Origin of the sequence: Nitrospirillum karajorum (assembly GCF_036348415.1) — a bacterium.
GTDB classification, from domain to species: domain Bacteria; phylum Pseudomonadota; class Alphaproteobacteria; order Azospirillales; family Azospirillaceae; genus Nitrospirillum; species Nitrospirillum amazonense_B.
The window spans coordinates 1363934-1383222 of the sequence record NZ_JAZBQB010000001.1; the positions used below are offsets into that span (position 1 = coordinate 1363934).

Here is a 19289-nt window from a genome sequence, read left to right on the forward strand (position 1 = left end):
GTTCCGATGGGGTCAGGCGATCAGGGAGACGTCGATGGCGTTGGCGCGGCGCCAGCTGGCGGGGCTGCTGCCCGTGATCTGGCGGAACAGGCGGCTGAAATGCGCCTGGTCGGCGAAGCCGCAGGCGTCGGCGATCTCCGCCAGCGCGTCGTCGGTGTCCAGCATCAGCGCCTTGGCGCGTTCCACCCGGCGGCTGATGATGAAAGCGTGGGGCGACATGCCGAAGGTCTGACGGAAGGCGGTGCAGAAATGGCTGGTGCTGAGCTTGACCTCGACCGCCAGGTCCTCATTGCACAAGGTGCCGTCCAGCCGGCGCTCGATCAGGGCCGTCACGCGGCGGGCTTGCCAGGGCGCCAGGCCGCCGCGCACCGCTTCCGGCGCCGCCTTTTCCGGGGACCGGTGCAGCAGCAGGTCCCGCACCTGGATGATGCGGTCGCGGGCCTGGGCCACGTCATGCTCCACGGCATGCATGGCCTCCTCCAGCAGGCGGGCGGCGGCGGCCAGGTGGCCGGCGGGCACGGCACCCGCGCGGGGCAGGCCGGCCAGGGTGTTGAAGGCGTCCAGGGTGGCAGTGGCGGTCATCTCATCCTCCATCCGGTGAGGTTCCCCCGGGGGCGTCGCGCCGTGGTGGGGAACCGTCGATGAAGGAAGTGTCGGCCAGATGACCGCCACACCGGGAGTTAAGCGATGTGAAGCGTTGTTTAACGCCCCGAACCGTTAAGCGCTAAACGGTCAGCACGGCGCCATGCCACCCGGCCAGGGGGGCGGGGCGGACCATCACCCGGCTGCGGGCCTCGGCCGCGCCGGCCACGGCGAACATCTCCAGCTGCATGGCGCTGGCGCCCGCAGCGATGGTGCCAGGCCGGCCGAGGGCGGCGCCATAGCCCTGGACGAAGACATGCCAATGGTCCAGGGCATGGCGGGTGGTGCGCTGGGCCAGCAGGTCGATCCAGGCACCGGCCACCGTGCCCTCGCCCGCCGCGATGGCCACAGGGATGCAGCCGATGGCCAGGCCATAGCAGATGGACAGGGCGTGGTCCGTGCCCACCGCATCCTCGGCGCACAGGCGGGCCAGATCCATGGCGCCGTTGATGTCGCCCATCAGCCATTGCAGGCGCATCAGCAGGCTCAGCGCCGCCACCTTGCCGTCCACCTGGGCGTGGTTGGCGTGGTTCACCCGCACGGGGTCGGCGTCGGCGGCGATGACCGCCTGCAACAGCTCCAGGGCCGGCGGATGGTCGCCCATGAAGTGGTGGGACAGAGCGCGCATGTGCATGGCGGTCTGGCGGTCGGCCAGGCCGGCATCGGGGCCGATACGGTCGGTGAACGCCTCCGCCAGCGCCAGGCTTTCGGCGTAGCCACCCTCCAGGATGCGGTGGGCCCACACGCCCCACAGCGCGCGGCGGGCCAGCCCCTCGTCCCCCATGTCCTCGGCGATGCTCAACGCCTGTTGGAACGCCCGGCCCATCTCCGGCACCGGTCCCCGCGTGTGCCACAGGGCATGCCCGTAGGCGGCCAGCAATTCCACCCGCTGGGCCTGGTCGACCGCACCGGCCGGGGCCTCCTGGTCCAGCACCGCCAGGATGCGTTCCGCCCGCCCCAGAAATTCATGGGCCAGCGACAGGTGGAACCAGAGCGACGCGCTGGCGACGATCAGGCCCAAGCCCAGGCCGATGTCGCCATCCTCCCCTGTCGCCCAGTCCAGGGCGCCGCGGATGTCGTCGATACGCCGGCTGTGGATGGCCAGCCAGTCGCGCGGGGCCTTGCCCTCCCACGCGGCCTGCGCGTCGGTGAAGAGGGAGATCATGTGGCGGGCGTGGGCGGCGCGGATGCGGCCCTCCGCCCCCGTGTCGGCCAGGCGTCCATGGCCATAGTAGCGGGTGGTGTCCAGCAGGCGGTAGCGGGTGGCGCCGCCCTCCCGACTGCTGACCACCAGGGACTTGGCCACCAGGTCGGCCAGGCCATCCAGAACGGCCATCTCGCGCCCGCCGGTCAGGCCACACGCGTCCGCGGCGTCGAACCCGGCGCGGAAGACCGACAGGCTGATCAGCAGCTCCTTTTCCTCCGGCGCCAGCAGCTCATAGCTCCAGTCCAGCGCCGCGCGCAGGGTGCGGTGGCGGGGCAGGGCGGTGCGCCGGCCGCGTGTCAGCAGGTTCAGCCGGTCGTGCAGGCGGCTGGCCAGCTCCGGCAGGTCCATCAGGTCGACGCGGGCGGCGGCCAGCTCGATGGCCAGGGGAATGCCGTCCAGGCGGCGGCAAATCTCGGCCAGGTCCTGGGCGTTGCCGTCGTCGACGCTGAAGTCCGACCGCACGGCCCGCGCCCGTTCGAAGAACAGGGCGGCGGCGGGATAGGCCAGGACGGACGCCGCGCCCTGGGCCTGGTCGTCGGGGATGGGCAGGGCCGGCAGGCGGTGCACCCATTCGCCGGCGGCGCGCAGGGGTTCCCGGCTGGTGGCCAGGATCAGCAGGCCGGGCACGGCAAGCAGCAATCGCTCCGCCAGTTCCGCCACCGCGTCCACCAGATGCTCGCAATTATCCAGCAGCAGCAGGCTGGGGCTGGCGCCCAGGGTGGCGGCCACGGCGGCGAAGCTGTCGACGCCGGAGGCGGGCAGGCCCAGCGCGGTGGCCAGCGTGCCCTCCACCCACGCCGCGTCGGACACAGGCGCCAGGTCGACGAAGCGCACGGTGACGTCTTGCGCCAGCGCCGCCGCCGTGGCCAGCGCCACGGATGTCTTGCCGATGCCCCCGGGGCCCGCCAGGGTCAGGAAGCGGCGCTCCGGCAGTTCCGCCGCCAGGCTGGCCACGATCTCCGTCCGGCCCAGCAGGCGCACCAGCGGGCGGGGGGCCGCCGGTTCCAGCGCCGGCCGCGCGGGTTGGGCCGCCGCGGTGGCCTGGCTGGCCGCCTGCGCCGGCGCGCTACGGGCCACGGGCAGGGTCAGGCGATAGCCGCGCCCCGCCTCGTTCACCACCAGGCCGTCATCGCCCAGGGCCTTGCGCAGGCCGGACAGGTGGACGCGCACGGCGCTTTCGTCGATGGCCTGGCCGGGCCAGACCTCGGCCAGCAGTCGGTCGCGGGTCACCAGCTCGCCCCCGGCGGCGGCCAGCACGGCCAGCAGATTGGCGGCGCGGCCGCCCAGCTTCACCGGCTGCCCCGCCTTGGCCAGTGTCATCTGCGGCACGTCGAAGGTGAAGCTGCCGAAGGTGTAACGGACGCCCTGGTCACTCATCGTTCGACCCGCATGCCTTGATCATCCCCTGATTCCCCGAGTTCTATGGTCACACCCGCCATCGCTTCAAGCCTTGGCCGGTGGCGGACACAGCCAGGCGGCCAGCAGGATGCAGACCAGCGCGCCCACCGCCGCCGCCGCGAAGCCGTCGATATAGGCGAGGACGGAGGCCTGCTGCCCCACCCGGCCGGCCAGCAGCCGGGCGGCGCCGCCGACAGGGTCGTCCATATGCGGGGCCAGGGCCGCCTGATAGCGGGCCAGCCGGTCGGCGGTGACCCCGGACAGCGGGTCGACATGCAGGCCCAGAAGGTTGGAATGCAGCTGTTCGCGCGTGCGCACGAAGGTCTGCATGAAGGCGACGCCGATCTCCCCGCCGAACAGGCGGGCGGTCTGCATCAGCGCGCCGATGGAAATGGCGTCGGCCGGGGTGATGTTGCGCACCACCAGCACCACCAGGGCCGTCAGCGCCAGGCACTGCCCCACCGCTTGCAAGGCTTGCGAGGGCAGGAAGTCCCAGGTGGCCCACTGGCTGGTCAGCGCCGTGGCCTGCCAGCAGGCGATGGCGATCAGCAGGGCGCCGGCGGACAGCACCCAGCGACCGTCCACCCGGGCCAGCATCCAGGCCAGCGGCAGGATCAGGGCGAACTGGGGTAATGCTATGAACAGCAGCACGGGGCCCACCTGCAGCTCACGGAAGTTCTGCACCACCTGCAGGTACAGGGGGATGATGTAGGCGGTGGACAGGATGATGAAGCGGAAACCGGCCAGCAGCAGCATGAGCAACAGCAGGTTGCCACGCAGCATCAGGCGCAGGTTCAGGAAGGGGCGCCGGCTGACCACCAGCTCCCGCACCGCGAACAGGGCGGTGACGAGGCCGCCCGCCACCAGCAGGCCCACCACCAGGCCGTTGCGCGTCCAGTCCAGGCGGTTGCCCTGGTCCAGGCCGGCATACAGCAGGCCGAAGCCCACGGCGGCATAGGCCACCCCGGGCCAATCGTGCTGTTTCAGCAGGTCGGTGTTCACCGGCTCCCGCGGGACGCCGATCCAGACGCATAGGAACATGACGGGCAGGACCAGGCAGTATTGCCAATTCAGCCAGGCGATGGACCAGTTCTCGGCGTACCACCCTTCCAGCGCCGCACCGATGTTCTGCGAGAATTCGGAATTCATGGCATAGGCGGCCAGGCCATAAAGGGTCAGGCGTGCCGGCAGGTTCAGGACGATGAAGCGGATGGTCAGCGGGATGAAGGTGCCGCCCCCCACGCCCGACAGGAATTGCATGGCCAGATAGGCGGTCAGGTTGGGCGACAACGGCGCCAGCAGGCTGGACACGAAGAACAGGCCGATACCGGCGAACAGCACCCGGCGGGCCCCGAAGACGATGCCCAGATAGGGGCAGGCCACGCCCACCACCATCTGGCCCACGCCATAGGCGGTGGTGATCCACGCCCCCTCGTCGAAGCCGGCATGCAGGCCGCCCCGCAGGTCGGCCAGGCCGAAGGTGGTGGCGCGGGCGCCCAGGGTGGACACCAACGCCCCCAACAGCACGCCCAGGATGCCGATATAGGCCCGCATGCCGTCCAGCCTCGGCCATGGGACCAGCATCGGGCGGGGCTGCGGCACCGGCGGGACGGCCGCGGCGGTCATTTGCTGTCGTCCACGTCGATGGTGGACACGACCGACATGCCGGGGCGCACCAGCGTCCCCAGGGCCGGCGCGGGGTACAGCACGATCTTCACCGGCACGCGCTGCACCACCTTGGTGAAATTGCCCGTGGCATTGTCAGGCGGCAACAGGGTGAAGACGCTGCCGGTGCCCGGCGACCAGCTTTCCACATGGCCGTGCAGCACCAGGTCGGGGAAGGCGTCCACCGTCACCGTGGCGGGATCACCCACCCGCACATGGGTCATCTGGGTTTCCTTGTAGTTGGCCACCACCCATACCCGGGGCAGGGCCATGACGCCGATGATCTGGGTGCCGACGTTGACGAACTGTCCCGGGCGCACCTGGCGCTGGCCCACCATGCCGTCGGCGGGGGCCACGATGCGGGTGTAGGCCAGGTTGTTGCGGGCCAGATCCAGCTGCGCCTGCCCTTCCCGCACCTGGGCCGTCAGTTGCCGTTCCTGCACGTCCAGGCTGGCCAGCTGGGCCTTCTGCTGCGCCAGCTGGGCGGTGGCCAACTGCGATTGGGCCAGGGCTTTGGCCGCATCGGCGTCCGCCTGCTCCACCTTCTGCCCCGTTCCGGCGATGCCGGTGCGCAGCAGGTCGCGCTGTCGTGCCGCCTCCAGCCGGGTGCGGGTGACATCGGCGTCGGCGGCGGCGATGCTGGCCTGTGCCTGCTGGATCAGAGCGCGCTGCACGTCCCGCTGGTTGGCCAGGTTGGCTAGCGCCGCCTGGGCAGCGGCCAGGCCGGCTTCCGCTAAGTCCACCTGGGCGCGGTAGTCCGACGGCTCGATCTGGGCGATCAGGTCACCCTTGCGCACCGTCTGGAAGTCGTCCACCGCCACCGTCTGGACGTAGCCCGATATCTTGGCCGACAGCGGCGTCAGGTCGCCGGTGACATAGGCGTCGCTGGACGATTGGTGGCGTGCGTCGCCGACCCAGCGATCCCAGTGCCCGGCCACCAGCCAGACCAGGACGATGGCTCCGCCCAGGGCCAGGGTGCGCAGCAGGGGGGCAGCCAGCGCCGGGTGCCGGCATCGGTGTCGATTGCGGGTGTGGTCATGGTGTCCATGGCGCTCACTCCAACGCCGCGCCCAGGCGGCGGCCATAGGCGGTGATGGCCGTGCCGGCGGCACATCGCTCAGTGCTGTACAGCGCCAGCGCGTCGGCCACCGTCGGCGCCTCCGCCAAATGGCGGCGCAGGGCCAGGGCGTCACCGGCGGCCTTGGCCACGCCCATGGCGGTGTGGGGCCGGGCCACGAAGGCCGCGTCGCCCAGCAAGGCGATACGGCCGGACGCCATCACCGGCGTCTCGTAATCGAAGATCGCCTGGAGGAAGGGCTCCGGTTCCGCCACCACCACGCTGGCGAAGGGCGGGGGCAGAAGGCGGGCGGCGTCGGACCGCAAGGCCGCCACCGCCGGCGCCCGCACCTGGCCGGGGGACAGCGAATGGGGATGGCACCGTCCCTCCGTGTCGGTCAGCGTGGCGGGCAGGGCGGCCGCCGGTACCGGCCTGTACCACACCCAATTATAGCGCCGCTGGCCCACGGCCGTCTCACCGCCCGGCCCCGGCACCAGATAGCCCAGGGCATGGGACCGCGGCATCATGTAGAAGGCGAAGCGGTCGCGCAGGATGGCGGCCTCCGCCGGCAACTGATCTTCGGCGAACAGGCCGCGCCAGGCGACATAGCCGGCGTAGCAGTTGGGCGCGGGTGCTCCGATCACCACCGGCCGCACTACCGAGCCCAGGCCGTCGGCGCCGATCACCAGGTCCGCCTCCTCCTCCCCGCCGTCCAGGAACAGCAGGCGGGCGCGGTCTGGCCCCTGGGTCACGGTCGCCACGGCGCGGCCGGTCACGTATTGGTCGTCGGCCACCTTCGACCGCATTACGCGGAACAGATGGTCCCAGGAGATCTGGGTTTGCGGCGTGGCGTGCCGTTCCGTGATGCCCCCGTCGCGGTCGAAATAGATGCGCTCGAACGCCACCACGCCGATGCGGGCGACATGGTCGCATCCCACGGCCCGCAGCAGGGTGAACAGCTCCCGCTGGCTGACCAACCCGGCGCCCCGGCCGGCCAGGCCGGTGGTGGACCGTTCATAAAGGCGGACGTCATGCCCGTCCTGCCGCAGCAGTGCCGCGGCGAACAAACCGCCGACGGAGCCGCCGACGATGCGGATGCGCAAGGGTTCCATCGCTCAGCCCCCCGTCCGGGCCGCCCGGCGGCGGCGCAGGGTCAACAGGGCCTGGATGGCGAAGGCCAGGACGGCGAGGCCGCCGCCCAGGGTACAGACGGCCGGCCATTGGCCCAGCTTCCACGCGGCGGTGGCGGCGGCCGACCCCACGGCCCCGCCCAGGAACATGCTGCCCATGAACACGGTGTTCAGACGGCTGCGCGCCTGAGGGTCCAGGGCGAAGACGATGGCCTGGTTGGAGACGAGGGCGCCCTGCATGCCGAAATCCAGGATGATCACGCCTGCCACCATGGCCCAGACATTGGCCCAGGACCCGAACAGCAGCCACGACAGCAGGGTGACGACGGTGCCCAGGCCCACCACCAGGTGCGGTCCCCGCCGGTCCGCCAGGCGGCCGGCGACGGGTGCCGCCACCACGCCCGCGGCGCCGATGACGCCGAACAGGCCGGCCACGTCGGCCCCCAGGTTGAAGGCCGGCTGCTCCAGCCGCAGCGCCAGGACGGTCCAGAAGGCGGAGAAGGAGGCGAATAGGGCGCCTTGGGTCAGGGCGGCGGCGCGCAGGGCCGGCCGGTGCCGCCACAGCTGAACCAGCGAGGCCAGCGCTTCCCGATAGCGCAGCGTGCTGGCCGGCGCGTGGCGGGGCAGGGTCGCGGCCATCAGCGCGGCGGTGCCCCAGGCCAGCGGTACCGCCAGCCAGAACATCGACCGCCAGCCGTGATGGGTGGCGACGAAGCCGCCCAGCGTGCGGCTGAACAGCACGCCACACAGCAGGCCGCTCATCACCATACCGATGACGTGGCCCCTCTTGTGGGGTGCCGCCAGCGTGGCGGCCAGGGGCACGATCTGCTGGGCCACGGTGGACAGCACCCCGATGAACAGTGAGGCCACGACCAGCCAAGCGGCGGACGGCGCGGCGGCGGCCAGCGCCAGCATCACGCCGATGACCAGCAGTTGCGCCACGATCAGGCGCCGCCGATCCACCAGGTCGCCCAGGGGTACCAGCAGCAACAGGCCGGCGGCGTAGCCCAGCTGTGTCGCCGTCGGCACGAAGCCCGTGAGGGGGCTCCCCGCGAACTCACGCTCCAGAATGCCCAGCATGGGTTGGTTGTAATAGATGTTGGCCACGGCGATGCCGCAGGCGGCGGCCATGGCCAGGGTCAGCGGCCCGGTCAAGGTGGGCGCGGCCGGTGCCGTTGTCGTGTCCGGGGATTGGGGAACGGGGGTCATCGCGATGCTCTTTGGGCGGGTGCGGATACCGGGCAGGATGCCTGAAACGCCCCCGCGCGGATTGGACACCCCTTTCCGGTTTTGAACACGCCTTAGGCAGATGGGCCGAGCGGACGGACCGGGTTGGGATCAGCGCGCCTGCGTCAACCCCATGGTCGTGTAGTTGGCCGGCAGCCAGACATAGCCCCCGTTCCGGCGGACGATATGGCCCAGGCCGGGGAAGGTGATATGGGCGGCGGCCACCCAGCTGCCCTCCGTCGCGGCCTCCGCCATCAGGCGGTCGCGGGCCTGCGCCGCGGCCACGCTGTCGCTGTCGTATTTCACCGTGGCGGCCGGGTCCGGGAACTGCACGGCCGCGACATGCACGATGTCGCCCCAGGCCAGCAGGGTCTGGCCGTCCCGGCTGCGCACGCGATAGGCGGTGTGGCCGGGCGTGTGGCCGGGGCTGGGCAGCGCCTGGATGGCGGGGTTCAATTGCGCCTCGCCGTCGAACGGCTGCACGCGCCCGGCATCGACATAGGCGCGCAGGCTGTCGATGGCGCCATCGAACATGGGGCCCAGGAAGGCCGGCGCCTTGGCCTTGTTGACCGGGTTCAGCCAGAAGTCGGCATCGCGGCGGTTGACGCGGATGATGGCGTTGGGGAAGGCCATGTGGCCGCCCTGGTCCACCCCGCCGACATGGTCGCGGTGCAGGTGGGTCAGATAGATCTCGTCCACCTGCTCGGGCGTGTAGCCGGAGGCCCGCAGGTTGGCCATCAGGTGCCCGCCGTCCGCGCCGTACAGCACCCCGGCGCCACTGTCGATCAGGATCAGCTTGGCCCCGGTATTGATCAGGAAGGCGTTGATCGACCCCTCCACCGGTGCCGACAGGTCGGCGGCGGCCAGCAGCGTGTCGGCGTCCGTCATCGGGATGCCGGTCAGCACCTCATGCACGGGGAAGGGATGGGTGCCGTCCAGCAGGGCCGTGACCTCGATATCCCCCAGCATCATGCGGTAGAAGCCGGGCGCCTGCGTCCGGGCCTGCGGTGCCGCGGCCTGCGCCGGGGGCACGGCTATCGTGGCCATGGATAGGGCGGCGGTGAACGCCAGGGCGGCGGCTGTCGCCAGGTATCGGGGGAAAGCGGTCATCGTCGTTTCACCAGGCAGTCAGATCCGCGCCCAGCATCGCCACGCCGGCCCCGCCCGTCTTGGCGCTTTCACCATCCTTTTGTCACTCAGTGGGGTTTATTGACGACCGCATCCCACCCAAGGCGGCGCGGTCTGCGACAATACGCCACGCCTGTCTGGCCGTAATTGACAGGGCCAGCCCGGCGCCTCTAATCGCATATAAGAATCATTTGCAATTGGGGGATTTGGGGAAATGTCGCGACGGATAAAAATCCGCGGACTGGTTGCCGGGGTTCTGATGGGCTGGCCGCTGGCGTCCATACCGGCCAGCGCGGGTGAGGGGCTGTTCTCCCGCGTCTACACCACGGACACCACGCCCGCCGGCCATTATGAGGTGGAAGAGATCATCCGGCAGCGGGAGGGGCGCGCCTATGGCAGCTACAACGCCACCGATCTGGATACCGAGGTGGAATACGGCGTGACGGACAAGTTCCAGGTCGCCGGCTATCTGAACATGACCCGGATGGATGCGAAGAACGCGCCGGACGATGATGATCCCAACGGCGTCACCGGCTTCACCCGCAACAATTTCGCTGTCCAGAGCATCGCGGGGGAGTTCATCTACCGCTTTTTCAGTCCCTATGAGACGGACGGTTGGGGCCTCGCCGCCTATGTGGAGCCGGCCTACATGTTCCATGACCAGCATAACGGTTTGCGCTATGGCGGCGGGACGTTCGAGGGGGAAACCCGCCTGATGCTGCAGAAAAACTTCCTCGATGACCGGCTGATCCTCGCCTACAACCTGATCCTGGAGTTTGAGACCATCAAATTCGCCGGTGATCCAGATCGGAACAGCGAATTGGACTGGAACAACGAGTTCGGCGTTTCATACCGCTTCGCGTCCAACTGGTTCGGTGGCCTGGAATTCCGCAATCATAACGAATACGGCAACTTTGACACGCATGAGCACTCGGTGTTCTGGGTCGGCCCGGTGCTGCATTATGGCGGAGAGAGGTTCTGGGCGACCTTGGGCTGGTTGCGCCAGGTCGCGGGCAACCCGGGTCACGATGAGGACGGCAACTATATCGGTGGCAACCTCTTCCTGCGCAGTCACGAATTGAACGAAGTCACCTTCAAGGTCGGCGTCCCGTTCTGACGGTGGCAAGCCCCCGTCCCTCCCAAATCCAAGAGGAGTATCCCGCCATGCGCGCGCCCTTGTTGGCTTTGGCGGCGCCGGCCCTGGTCCTGGTCCAGCCGGCGGCGGCCGCCGTCTACCTAACCACGGAACAGGCCCAGGCGGCGCTGTTCCCCGGCCAGGCGTTGGCGCCGTTGCCGGTCACGCTGACCAGTGTCCAGGCGGATGCCATCGAAAGCCAGAGCGGCGTGGATGTGCGCAACAAGACGGTGCAGGCCTGGCGGGCCGCCGACGGCGGCACCTTCATCGTCGATGAGGTGCTGGGCAAGCACGAGTACATCACCATCGCCCTGGCCATCAGCAAGGCGGGCGCGGTGCAGGGGCTGGAGATCCTGGAGTACAAGGAAAGCTACGGCCATGAGGTGCGCGGCGACGATTGGCGGGCGCAGTTCACGGGCAAGACGGCCGCCAATCCCGTCAAACTGGACAAGGATATCACCAACATCTCCGGCGCCACCCTGTCGTCCCGCCATGTGACGGACGGCGTGCGCCGCCTGCTGGTCACCTGGAATGTCGCGCTCAAGCCCTGAGGCGCGCCGCGCCCGCCCCTTGCTCGGCACCCTGGTCGAGGTACGCGTCGATGCCTGTGAGGGGGATGTCGAGGCGGCGCTGGCGGCCGCCTTCGCGGCGGTCGCCCAGGTGCAGGCGTTGATGAGCGTCCATGACCCGGACAGCGAGCTGTCGCGCCTGAACCGGATGGGCCACCGTCAGCCGGTCAGCCTGCACCCGTGGACCGTGGCGGTGTTGCGCCGGGCCCAAGCGCTGCACCAGGCCACTGGCGGCCTGTTCGACCCGGCGGTGACGCCCGTCCTGGCGGCGCTGGATTTCCTGCCAATCCAGATGGAGGCGGGCGCCACGGGCGGTAGCATCGCCGATTTGGTGGTGGGCGATGACAGGGCACGCAGCGGCCGGCCGTTGTTTCTGGATCTCGGCGGTATCGCCAAGGGATTTGCCGTCGACCAGGCGGTGGCGGCCCTGCATCGCGCCGGCGTGCGGGCCGGGGCGGTGAACGCCGGCGGTGACCTGCGCCTGTTCGGCGACGCCCCCCAGCCGGTTGTGGTGCGCGATCCCGCCGATCCCGGCCGGCACTGGCTCTTGGGGGAGTTCCGCGATATCGCCGTCGCCACCAGTGCCGGCTATTACGCGGCGCGGCCGACGGCGAAGGGCCCTGTCATGCCCATCGTCGACCCGCGCGACGGCCATGCCGTGCCGGTGGGACCCAGCGTCACCGTGCTGGCAGACGACTGCGCCACGGCGGACGCGCTGACCAAGGCGGTGATGTTGGCGGGCACGGACACCCCCGCTTGGCTTGAGGGCCTGCGGGCCCAAGCCGTGCGCCTGGACGGAAGGATGGCGGCATGACCGCGCAGTCCGGCATGCCGGCTCACACCGTGCGGGGGGCGGCCTTCGGGCTCAGCCGGGGGCACCGGCACTGGCTTTACCGCGTCATGTTGGTGGTGGCCCTGACCGGCCTCGCGTGGATGGTCCTGCACTATGGCCGCGGCCTGATCGGGGTGGACGGCCACGCCGCCCGATCGGCGGAGGCATGGTGCATGAAGCTGCACGGCGGGGCGGTCATGGCCGCCCTCGTCGCTTTCGGCTCGGTCCTGCCGCATCATGTGCGCCTTGCCTGGCGGGCACGACGCCATCGCCTTTCCGGCGTTGGCCTGATCTCCGCCGTGCTGGTCCTGGTCCTGACCGGTTATGGTCTCTACTACCTCGGCGATGAGGATTGGCATGACTGTGCAAGCTGGGGCCACCAGGTGGTGGCGGCCCTTGCCGTGGCCGCCTGCCTGATCCATGTGCGCGCCGGCCGCAAAAGCCGCGCCCGTTAACACCGGGCCTGCCCGGTACTGCCGCGCACGACCAGACGGTGCGGCAGGGTGACGGACCGGGGGGCGTCCTGCCTGCCGCTCAGGATGTCCAGCAGCAGGGCCACCGCCGTCCGCCCTAAATCCTCCATGGGCTGGCTGATCGTGGTCAGTGCCGGATCGAGGTAGCGGGCAAAGCGGATGTCGTCGAAGCCCACCAGGGACAAGTCGTCCGGGCAGCGGCGGCCCCGGTGGCGCGCGGCGGCCAGGGCGCCCATGGCCATCTCATCGCTGAAGCAGAATAGGGCCGTGGGCGCGTTGGCGGCGGCCAGCAGGCTTTCGGCCTCCCGCTCCCCCGATTCCACGGAGAAGTCGCCGGTGGCGATGCGCAGTCCCGCCTCCGCGCCGTGGCGGGCGGCGGCGGTCCACACGCCGGTCAGGCGGTCGCGGCTGAGGGGGCTGGCCAGCGGGCCGGTGATGACGCCTATGGTGCGGTGGCCCAGGCCGTACAGCAGATCCATGGCCTCCGCCGCGGCGGCGGCGTTGTCGATGTGGGCGCTGGACACGCCCAGGTCGGGGCTGAACTCGCAGCCGTTGACCACCGGCGCCTTGGCGCCCTGGCGGCCGATCAACTCCGCCAATGTGTCGGGCAGACGATGGCCCAGGAAGATCAGGCCGTCCGCCTCCTTCCGGCGCAGCATGCCGGCGTACTGCTCCTCCCGCTCGGTGCTGTGGCGGGTGTCGCCCAGCAGTACCGAATATCCCGCGCCCTGGGCCGCCTCCTCCGCCCCCCGGATGACGCTGGAGAAAAAGGGGTTGGAGATGTCGGGCACCGTCACCACGATCTTGGCCGTGCGCAGGGTGCGCAGGCTCTTGGCGGCGTAGTTGGGCTCATAGCCCAGGGCTTCGACGGCGGCCATCACCCGTTCACGCGTCGCCTCACTGACCACCTCGGGGGTGCTCAGGACGCGGGAGACGGTGGCGGTGGAAACATGGGCCCGGCGGGCCACGTCTTGAATGGTCGGCATGGGATGGGAGGGTGCGTTTGATCCGCGCCGCCTGCAAGGGTTGCGAGGGCGGGGCCCGGCTGTTAGAGTGATGTAATCGATTTCATGAACTGCGCCGCACATCAATAGAGCGCAAAGGGGGGGCGATGTCCGACAGCGTGATCCGCATGGCCATGGTGGGTGGGGGCCCCGGCTCCTTCATCGGGCCGGTGCATCGCATGGCGGCGGAGCTGGACGGCCGAATCCGCCTTGTGGCAGGGGCCTTTAGCCGGGACTCGGCCAAGTCCGCAGCCGCGGCCCGGGGCTATGGCATCGACCCGGCGCGGGCCTATGGCGACTATCGCCAAATGCTGGCGGCGGAGGCGGTGCGGCCCGACGGCGCCCAGTTCGTGGCCATCGTCACCCCCAACCATCTGCACTTTCCGGTGGCCAAGGCGGCGCTGGAGGCGGGCTTCCCCGTGCTGAGCGACAAGCCGGCGACGGCCACCCTGGAGGAGGCGCAGGAACTGGCCCGCGTGGTTGCCGATACCGGCCGCCCCTATGGCCTGACCTACACCTACACCGGCTATGCCCTGGTGCGGGAGGCGCGGGCGATCGTGCGGCGTGGTGACCTGGGCGCCATCCGCAAGGTGGTGGTGGAATATTCCCAGGGCTGGCTGTCCGAGGCGGTGGAGAAGACGAACAACGCCCAGGCTGCCTGGCGGGCGGATCCGGCGCAGTCCGGCCTGGGCGGCTGCATTGGCGACATCGGCGTGCACGCCTTCAACATGGCGGAATTCGTCAGCGGCCTGAAGGTCACCCGGCTGAACGCCGACCTCAACAGCGTGGTGCCCGGCCGCCGGCTGGATGACGACTGCAACATCCTGCTGCGCTTCGGCGATGACGTGCCGGGCGTGCTGGTGGCCAGTCAGGTGGCGGCGGGGGACCGCAACGGTCTGCGCCTGCGGGTTTATGGTGAACGGGGCGGGTTGGATTGGTGCCATGAGCGGCCGGACGTGCTGACCCTCAACTGGCTGGACCGCCCCACCCAGACGCTGCACGCGGCATCGCCCTATCTCGGCCCGGCGGGGCAGGGGCCGGCGCGCCTGCCTACCGGCCATCCCGAGGGCTTCATCGAGGCCTTCGCCACGCTTTACCGCGACTTCGCCGCCATCATCGTCAGCGGGGGTGATCTCGACGGCACGGCGGTCCCCACCATCCAGGACGGGGTGCGCGGCATGGCGTTCATCGCCCGCGCCGTGGCCGCCAACGGCGCCGGTTGGGTTGATCTGTGACGGGGCCAGCGCTTTTCGGGGAAGGAAAACAACCATGAAGACCATCAAGGGCCCCGGCATTTTCCTGGCCCAGTTCGCGGGCGACACGCCGCCCTTCGACACCGTGGATGGCTTGGCCGGCTGGGCGTCGTCCCTGGGGTATCAGGGCGTGCAGGTGCCCACGGGGCCAAGCGGTCTGCTGGATTTGGAAAAGGCCGCGGAAAGCGTCGACTACGCCCAGGAATTCGCCGGCATCCTGGCGGAGAAGGGGGTGGTGGTGACCGAGCTGTCGACCCACTTGCAGGGCCAACTGGTGGCGGTCCATCCCGCTTATGACGCCCTGTTCGACGGCTTCGCCCCGCCGGAGGTGCGCGGCAATGGCACGGCGCGCCAGGAATGGGCGGTGAATCAACTGATGCTGGCGGCCCGCGTCAGCCGCAATCTGGGCTTGACGGCGCACGCCACGTTCTCCGGCGCCCTGGCCTGGCCCTATATGTACCCCTGGCCGCAGCGCCCCGCCGGGTTGGTTGAGGAGGCGTTCGCCGAGCTGGGCCGGCGCTGGCGTCCCATCCTGGACGCCTTCGATGCCGCCGGCGTCGACCTGTGCTTTGAATTGCATCCCGGGGAGGATCTGTTCGACGGCGCCACCTTCGAACGCTTCCTGGAGGAGGTGGATCACCATCCCCGCGCCACCATCCTTTACGACCCCAGCCATTTCGTTCTGCAGCAGCTGGACTACTTGGCCTTCATCGACCGCTACCATTCCCGTATCCGCGCCTTCCATGTGAAGGATGCGGAGTTCCGGCCCGATGGCCGCGCCGGCGTCTATGGCGGCTATCTGCCCTGGGTCGAGCGGCCGGGGCGCTTCCGCTCCCTGGGTGATGGGCAGGTGGATTTCGGCGCCATCTTCGCCAAGTTGGCCCAATACGACTATCCCGGCTGGGCCGTGCTGGAATGGGAATGTGCGTTGAAACATCCCGAGGATGGCGCGCGGGAAGGGGCGCCCTTCATCCGCGACCACATCATCCGGGTGACGGAACGCGCCTTCGACGATTTTGCCGCCAGCGGTGTGGACACGGCCCGCAACCGCGCCCTGCTGGGCCTATAAGACAAGCTGAGGAAAACCCCATGATCACCCCAATGATCACGACACGAACCAGCCGCCGCGCCTTCGTCGGTGGTGCCGCCGCCCTGGCCGGCCTGGGCTTGGCGCGGCTGTCCACCGCCGCTCCCACGCCCTTCTTCACGGGCAACGGCCTGCCCATCGGCCTGCAACTCTATACCCTGGGGGACCTGCCGCATAAGGACCTGCCCGGCACGCTGACGGCGGTGGCGGGCATGGGTTATCGCGCGGTGGAACTGCCGGGCTTTTACGGCCATACCGCGGGTGACTTGGCGGCGGCGTTGAAGGCCGCCGGCCTGGTGTGTGAAAGCGCCCATGTCAATGCGCAGGGCAGGGGCCCGGCGCCCAGCCTGTCCGGCGACCTGGACGCGCTGGTGCGCGATGCCCACGCCATCGGGCTGAAGTTCATCGTCATGCCCATGTTCACCATCCCGGCGCGCCTGGGCGGGATGCAGGCCGGTGAAGGCTTCGGTGATTTCCTGGCCCGGGTCGCGTCGCAGTTCACCGCCGACGACTGGAAGGCCCAGGCCGCCTTCCTCAACGAGAAAGGGGCGGCCCTGAAGAAAGCCGGGCTGCAACTGGCCTACCACAACCATAATCCCGAATTCGCCCCGGTGGCGGGCCGCACGGCCACCGGCTACGACATCCTGTTGGCCGAAACCGATCCGGATCTGGTGAAGATGGAGATGGACGCCGGCTGGGTGGCCGCGGCGGGCCTTGATCCGGTGGCGCTATTGCAGGCCCATCCCGGTCGCTTCCGCCTAATGCATGTGAAGGATGTGAAGGCCGGCACCGCCACCAACACCCGGCTGAAGATGGACCCGACGGAGGTGGGCGCCGGTACCCTGGACTGGCGCCGCGTCCTGCCCGCCGCCCATGCCGGCGGCGTCAGCCACTTCTATGTCGAGCAGGAACCCCCCTTCGCCCTGCCCCGGCTGGAGGCGGCGCGGCTCAGCGCCGACTACCTGGCCAAGCTGGCGGTGTGACGCATCCTGTCCGGCGCCTCCGGCGACTGGGGCGGCATTTGAGAGGCCACGATCAAATGCCGTGGGTATAAGGCTTAGGGCGCCTGCCAGAGGTGCGCCGGGCGCGCCGCCGCCAGCGATGGCCCCACGCTGATGGCGTGGCCGCCGGGGGCGGTGCGCCAGCCCTGGCGCCCGACGTCCCAATGGCTGAAGGCGCGGGCGTCCAGGGTCAGCACGGCGGTGGCCTCCGCCCCCGGCGCCAGAACCAGGGGGGCGATGGCGCGCAGGCGCGGGATGGGGGGTGTGCCGTCCTCCTCCGGGCTGGTGACATAGACCTGCACCACGGTCTTGCCCGCCCGGGCGCCGGTGTTGCGGACCGGTACCATGATCGTCACGGCGCCATCGGCGGCGGGTGCAGCCACCGGATGGCCATAGGCGAAGGTGGTGTAGCCCAGGCCCTCGCCCAGGCCATGGCAGGGCGCCAAGCCCCGGGCCGCGAAGTGGCGGTAGCCGATGTGCCGGCCCTCGGCATAGCGCACCCGGCCGTCCTCGTCCGGCGTCAGGTCATAGGCGGGGTAATCGCCATCCTGGGCGGCGAAGGTCAGGGGCAGGCGGCCGCCCGGTTCTCGGTCGCCAGCCAGCACCGCCGCGATGGCCGGCCCGAACATCTCGCCGGGATACCAGGTGATCATCAGGGCCGGCACCCCCTCGGCCCAGGACAGGTCCAGGGCGTGGGCGACGTTGACCAGGACGGCGGTGTTGGGATTGGCGGCGACCACGCGGCGGATAAGCTCGGCCTGCCCGGCGGGCAGCCGCGTATCCGGCCGGTCCTTGCTTTCCACGCCGGCGTCCTGCGTCTCTCCCACGATCAGGAAAACGGTGTCGGCCCGGGATGCCGCCGCCACCGCGCGTTCCAGCAGTTCCGCCGGGTTGTCCGGCCCCCGCACTCCGTACCACAGGCCGTGGGCGCGGGCGGGGGCGTAGCGCAACTCCACCACCACCCGCACCGCTTGGCCGGCGACCAGCGCTTGGGTGACGGTGTCCGCCTCCCCCGCCTTCAGCACGCCCATGATGTCGGACGGCGGCACGGCGTCGTCGCGGCGGAAGACCTCCACCCCGTCCAGCAGCAGGCGCACCGGTCCGGTGCCGCCGACGTGGAAGGTATGCGGACCATCCTGGGTGGGTGTCAGCAGGCCGCTGGCCCTTACCGTTCCCGGCCGGTCCAGCGGCGGGGCGCCGTCCATGCCGTGGAACCAGGTCAGGCTGTTGGTATCGCGCGTCTCCGTCCGGTTGGGGGCCTGATCCAGGTCGTGGCTGGTGAAATACTCCACCGTCATGCCGCGTCCTGTTCCATCCAGGGCGGTAACGGGCATGGCCGGCAGGCGCGGCTGCGGGTCCACGCCCGGCTCGAACAGCACGGTGCAGTCCTGGCCATAGCGGGCGCGGATCGCGTCCAGCGGTGCCAGGGCGTCGGGCCGCACGGCGATCTTGGCGAAGGTACCGCCCTGGTAGCAGGGGGCCAGCGCGTTGGGCCCGATGACGGCGATGGTCAGGCCCGGCCGTGGCGCCAGGGGCAGCAGGGCGCCCTCATTCTTCAGCAGCACGAAGCCGGCGGCGGCGGCCTCGGTCAGCAGGGCGGGCGCGTCGTCCTCATGAGGGGAAACGACGCCCGCGTGGGTGCGAGCCGCCAGCCGCGCCACCCGGGCTGCCGCGTCATCGACGCGGGCCGGCGCCACCCGGCCCTCGCGCACCGCCGCGGCCAGCGCGGGGCCGAAGCGGCCGGTCATGGGCGGCATCTCCAGGTCCAGGCCGGCGATGGCGCTGGCGTCCGTGTCCAAGGTGCCGAACCAGTCGGAGACGAGGAAGCCGTCGAAACCCCATTGCCCTTTCACAATGTCGCGCAGCAACAGGGGATGCTCCACGCAATGGGTGCCATTGACGCGGTTATAGGCGGCCAGGATGCCCCAGACGCCGGTGGATACCGCCCGCTCGAACGGCAGCAGATAGACCTCGCGTAGCGTGCGCTCGTCCACCACCGCGTCCATGGCGTTGCGTTCGGTTTCGCTGTCGTTGCACACCAGATGCTTGGCGACGGCGGCCACCCCACGGCTCTGGATGCCCTCGATCCAGGCGGCGCCAATCTCGCCCGTCAACCACGGGTCTTCAGAGAACATCTCGAACGCGCGACCGGCCAGGGGGCTGCGCGGCAGGTTCAGGTTGGGCGCCAGCACGGCCTGCACCCCCAGGCGCCGCGCCTCTTCCCCCACCAGGGCGCCGACGCGCCGCACCAGGGCGGGGTCCCAGCTGGCCGCGAGCGCGGTTCCGCAAGGAGTGAGGGTTGAAACGTCGCGCTCATCCACCCGGCCGCTGGCGATGCCCATGGGCCCGTCGGCCATCTTGACCGGGGGGATGCCCGCTTGCGGCAGGGCGGCCGTCGACCACATGGCCGCGCCCGTGGTCAGGCGGGCCTTGTCGTCCAGGGACAGGGCCGACACGTCCATAGCATCCGATGTCACGGGC

General features: G+C 70.2%; 16 protein-coding genes. 7 read left to right on the forward strand and 9 right to left on the reverse strand.

What is annotated here, in order from left to right; genetic code table 11:
• Positions 1-12 precede the first annotated feature (12 nt).
• From UCD39_RS05975 to UCD39_RS06005, 7 genes are all read right to left on the reverse strand, one after another.
• Complete coding sequence (locus tag UCD39_RS05975; protein ID WP_330495139.1) at positions 13-582, reverse strand: helix-turn-helix transcriptional regulator; 570 nt, start codon at positions 580-582, stop codon at positions 13-15.
• A gap of 142 nt (positions 583-724) precedes the next feature.
• The gene (locus tag UCD39_RS05980) at positions 725-3226 is read right to left on the reverse strand and encodes an ATP-binding protein (protein WP_330495140.1); all 2502 of its coding nucleotides are present in this window, start codon (positions 3224-3226) and stop codon (positions 725-727) included.
• A gap of 66 nt (positions 3227-3292) precedes the next feature.
• Complete coding sequence (locus UCD39_RS05985) at positions 3293-4873, reverse strand: MFS transporter (RefSeq protein WP_330495141.1); 1581 nt, start codon at positions 4871-4873, stop codon at positions 3293-3295.
• Positions 4870-5997 carry an HlyD family secretion protein gene (locus UCD39_RS05990; RefSeq protein WP_330495142.1) on the reverse strand — a complete coding sequence of 376 codons (1128 nt, stop codon included), beginning with the start codon at positions 5995-5997 and terminating at the stop codon, positions 4870-4872. Before UCD39_RS05990 ends, UCD39_RS05985 begins: the two co-directional genes overlap by 4 nt.
• Positions 5966-7081, reverse strand: a complete 1116-nt coding sequence (locus UCD39_RS05995; protein ID WP_330495143.1) for an FAD binding domain-containing protein — start codon at positions 7079-7081, stop codon at positions 5966-5968. Before UCD39_RS05995 ends, UCD39_RS05990 begins: the two co-directional genes overlap by 32 nt.
• A 3-nt stretch (positions 7082-7084) precedes the next feature.
• Positions 7085-8308 (reverse strand): MFS transporter, encoded by a 1224-nt coding sequence (locus UCD39_RS06000; RefSeq protein ID WP_330495144.1) that lies wholly within the window; start codon positions 8306-8308, stop codon positions 7085-7087.
• Between the two features lie 129 nt (positions 8309-8437).
• A complete protein-coding gene (locus UCD39_RS06005; RefSeq protein ID WP_330495145.1) occupies positions 8438-9436 on the reverse strand; it encodes an MBL fold metallo-hydrolase in 999 nt (332 codons plus the stop codon).
• Positions 9437-9713: 277 nt separating this feature from the next.
• Here UCD39_RS06005 and UCD39_RS06010 point away from each other — a divergent pair, with 277 nt between their 5' ends.
• From UCD39_RS06010 to UCD39_RS06025, 4 genes are read left to right on the forward strand one after another with little or no spacing between them, the layout of a single operon-like run.
• Positions 9714-10571, forward strand: a complete 858-nt coding sequence (locus UCD39_RS06010; RefSeq protein WP_330495146.1) for a DUF6662 family protein — start codon at positions 9714-9716, stop codon at positions 10569-10571.
• A 47-nt stretch (positions 10572-10618) separates the two neighbouring features.
• Positions 10619-11140 (forward strand): FMN-binding protein, encoded by a 522-nt coding sequence (locus tag UCD39_RS06015; RefSeq protein ID WP_330495147.1) that lies wholly within the window; start codon positions 10619-10621, stop codon positions 11138-11140.
• Positions 11121-11972, forward strand: a complete 852-nt coding sequence (locus UCD39_RS06020; RefSeq protein WP_330495148.1) for an FAD:protein FMN transferase — start codon at positions 11121-11123, stop codon at positions 11970-11972. Before UCD39_RS06015 ends, UCD39_RS06020 begins: the two co-directional genes overlap by 20 nt.
• Positions 11969-12445: a hypothetical protein gene (locus UCD39_RS06025; RefSeq protein ID WP_330495149.1), complete on the forward strand. Its 477-nt coding sequence runs from the start codon at positions 11969-11971 to the stop codon at positions 12443-12445. Before UCD39_RS06020 ends, UCD39_RS06025 begins: the two co-directional genes overlap by 4 nt.
• On the opposite strand, the gene UCD39_RS06030 is transcribed toward UCD39_RS06025, so the two are convergent.
• The gene (locus tag UCD39_RS06030; protein WP_330495150.1) at positions 12442-13449 is read right to left on the reverse strand and encodes a LacI family DNA-binding transcriptional regulator; all 1008 of its coding nucleotides are present in this window, start codon (positions 13447-13449) and stop codon (positions 12442-12444) included. The two genes, UCD39_RS06025 and UCD39_RS06030, sit on opposite strands and share 4 nt — an antisense overlap.
• 125 nt (positions 13450-13574) lie before the next feature.
• Between UCD39_RS06030 and UCD39_RS06035 the strand changes: the two genes are divergently transcribed.
• From UCD39_RS06035 to UCD39_RS06045, 3 genes are read left to right on the forward strand one after another with little or no spacing between them, the layout of a single operon-like run.
• The gene (locus tag UCD39_RS06035) at positions 13575-14702 is read left to right on the forward strand and encodes a Gfo/Idh/MocA family protein (RefSeq protein WP_330495151.1); all 1128 of its coding nucleotides are present in this window, start codon (positions 13575-13577) and stop codon (positions 14700-14702) included.
• Between the two features lie 34 nt (positions 14703-14736).
• Complete coding sequence (locus UCD39_RS06040; RefSeq protein ID WP_330495152.1) at positions 14737-15789, forward strand: sugar phosphate isomerase/epimerase family protein; 1053 nt, start codon at positions 14737-14739, stop codon at positions 15787-15789.
• A 20-nt stretch (positions 15790-15809) separates the two neighbouring features.
• Positions 15810-16790, forward strand: coding sequence for a sugar phosphate isomerase/epimerase family protein (locus UCD39_RS06045; RefSeq protein ID WP_330495153.1), 981 nt, complete (start codon positions 15810-15812; stop codon positions 16788-16790).
• A gap of 74 nt (positions 16791-16864) precedes the next feature.
• On the opposite strand, the gene UCD39_RS06050 is transcribed toward UCD39_RS06045, so the two are convergent.
• Positions 16865-19285: a glycoside hydrolase family 3 protein gene (locus UCD39_RS06050; protein WP_330495154.1), complete on the reverse strand. Its 2421-nt coding sequence runs from the start codon at positions 19283-19285 to the stop codon at positions 16865-16867.
• Between the last annotated feature and the right edge of the window lie 4 nt (positions 19286-19289).

What these genes read in the sequence shown, in the direction of transcription:
- UCD39_RS05975 (WP_330495139.1), bottom strand. Translation starts at nt 582, where the DNA reads ATGACCGCCACTGCCACCCTGGACGCCTTCAACACCCTGGCCGGCCTG.
- UCD39_RS05980 (WP_330495140.1), bottom strand. Translation starts at nt 3,226, where the DNA reads ATGAGTGACCAGGGCGTCCGTTACACCTTCGGCAGCTTCACCTTCGAC.
- UCD39_RS05985 (WP_330495141.1), bottom strand. Translation starts at nt 4,873, where the DNA reads ATGACCGCCGCGGCCGTCCCGCCGGTGCCGCAGCCCCGCCCGATGCTG.
- UCD39_RS05990 (WP_330495142.1), bottom strand. Translation starts at nt 5,997, where the DNA reads ATGGCCGCCGCCTGGGCGCGGCGTTGGAGTGAGCGCCATGGACACCAT.
- UCD39_RS05995 (WP_330495143.1), bottom strand. Translation starts at nt 7,081, where the DNA reads ATGGAACCCTTGCGCATCCGCATCGTCGGCGGCTCCGTCGGCGGTTTG.
- UCD39_RS06000 (WP_330495144.1), bottom strand. Translation starts at nt 8,308, where the DNA reads ATGACCCCCGTTCCCCAATCCCCGGACACGACAACGGCACCGGCCGCG.
- UCD39_RS06005 (WP_330495145.1), bottom strand. Translation starts at nt 9,436, where the DNA reads ATGACCGCTTTCCCCCGATACCTGGCGACAGCCGCCGCCCTGGCGTTC.
- UCD39_RS06010 (WP_330495146.1), top strand. Translation starts at nt 9,714, where the DNA reads ATGGGCTGGCCGCTGGCGTCCATACCGGCCAGCGCGGGTGAGGGGCTG.
- UCD39_RS06015 (WP_330495147.1), top strand. Translation starts at nt 10,619, where the DNA reads ATGCGCGCGCCCTTGTTGGCTTTGGCGGCGCCGGCCCTGGTCCTGGTC.
- UCD39_RS06020 (WP_330495148.1), top strand. Translation starts at nt 11,121, where the DNA reads ATGTCGCGCTCAAGCCCTGAGGCGCGCCGCGCCCGCCCCTTGCTCGGC.
- UCD39_RS06025 (WP_330495149.1), top strand. Translation starts at nt 11,969, where the DNA reads ATGACCGCGCAGTCCGGCATGCCGGCTCACACCGTGCGGGGGGCGGCC.
- UCD39_RS06030 (WP_330495150.1), bottom strand. Translation starts at nt 13,449, where the DNA reads ATGCCGACCATTCAAGACGTGGCCCGCCGGGCCCATGTTTCCACCGCC.
- UCD39_RS06035 (WP_330495151.1), top strand. Translation starts at nt 13,575, where the DNA reads ATGTCCGACAGCGTGATCCGCATGGCCATGGTGGGTGGGGGCCCCGGC.
- UCD39_RS06040 (WP_330495152.1), top strand. Translation starts at nt 14,737, where the DNA reads ATGAAGACCATCAAGGGCCCCGGCATTTTCCTGGCCCAGTTCGCGGGC.
- UCD39_RS06045 (WP_330495153.1), top strand. Translation starts at nt 15,810, where the DNA reads ATGATCACCCCAATGATCACGACACGAACCAGCCGCCGCGCCTTCGTC.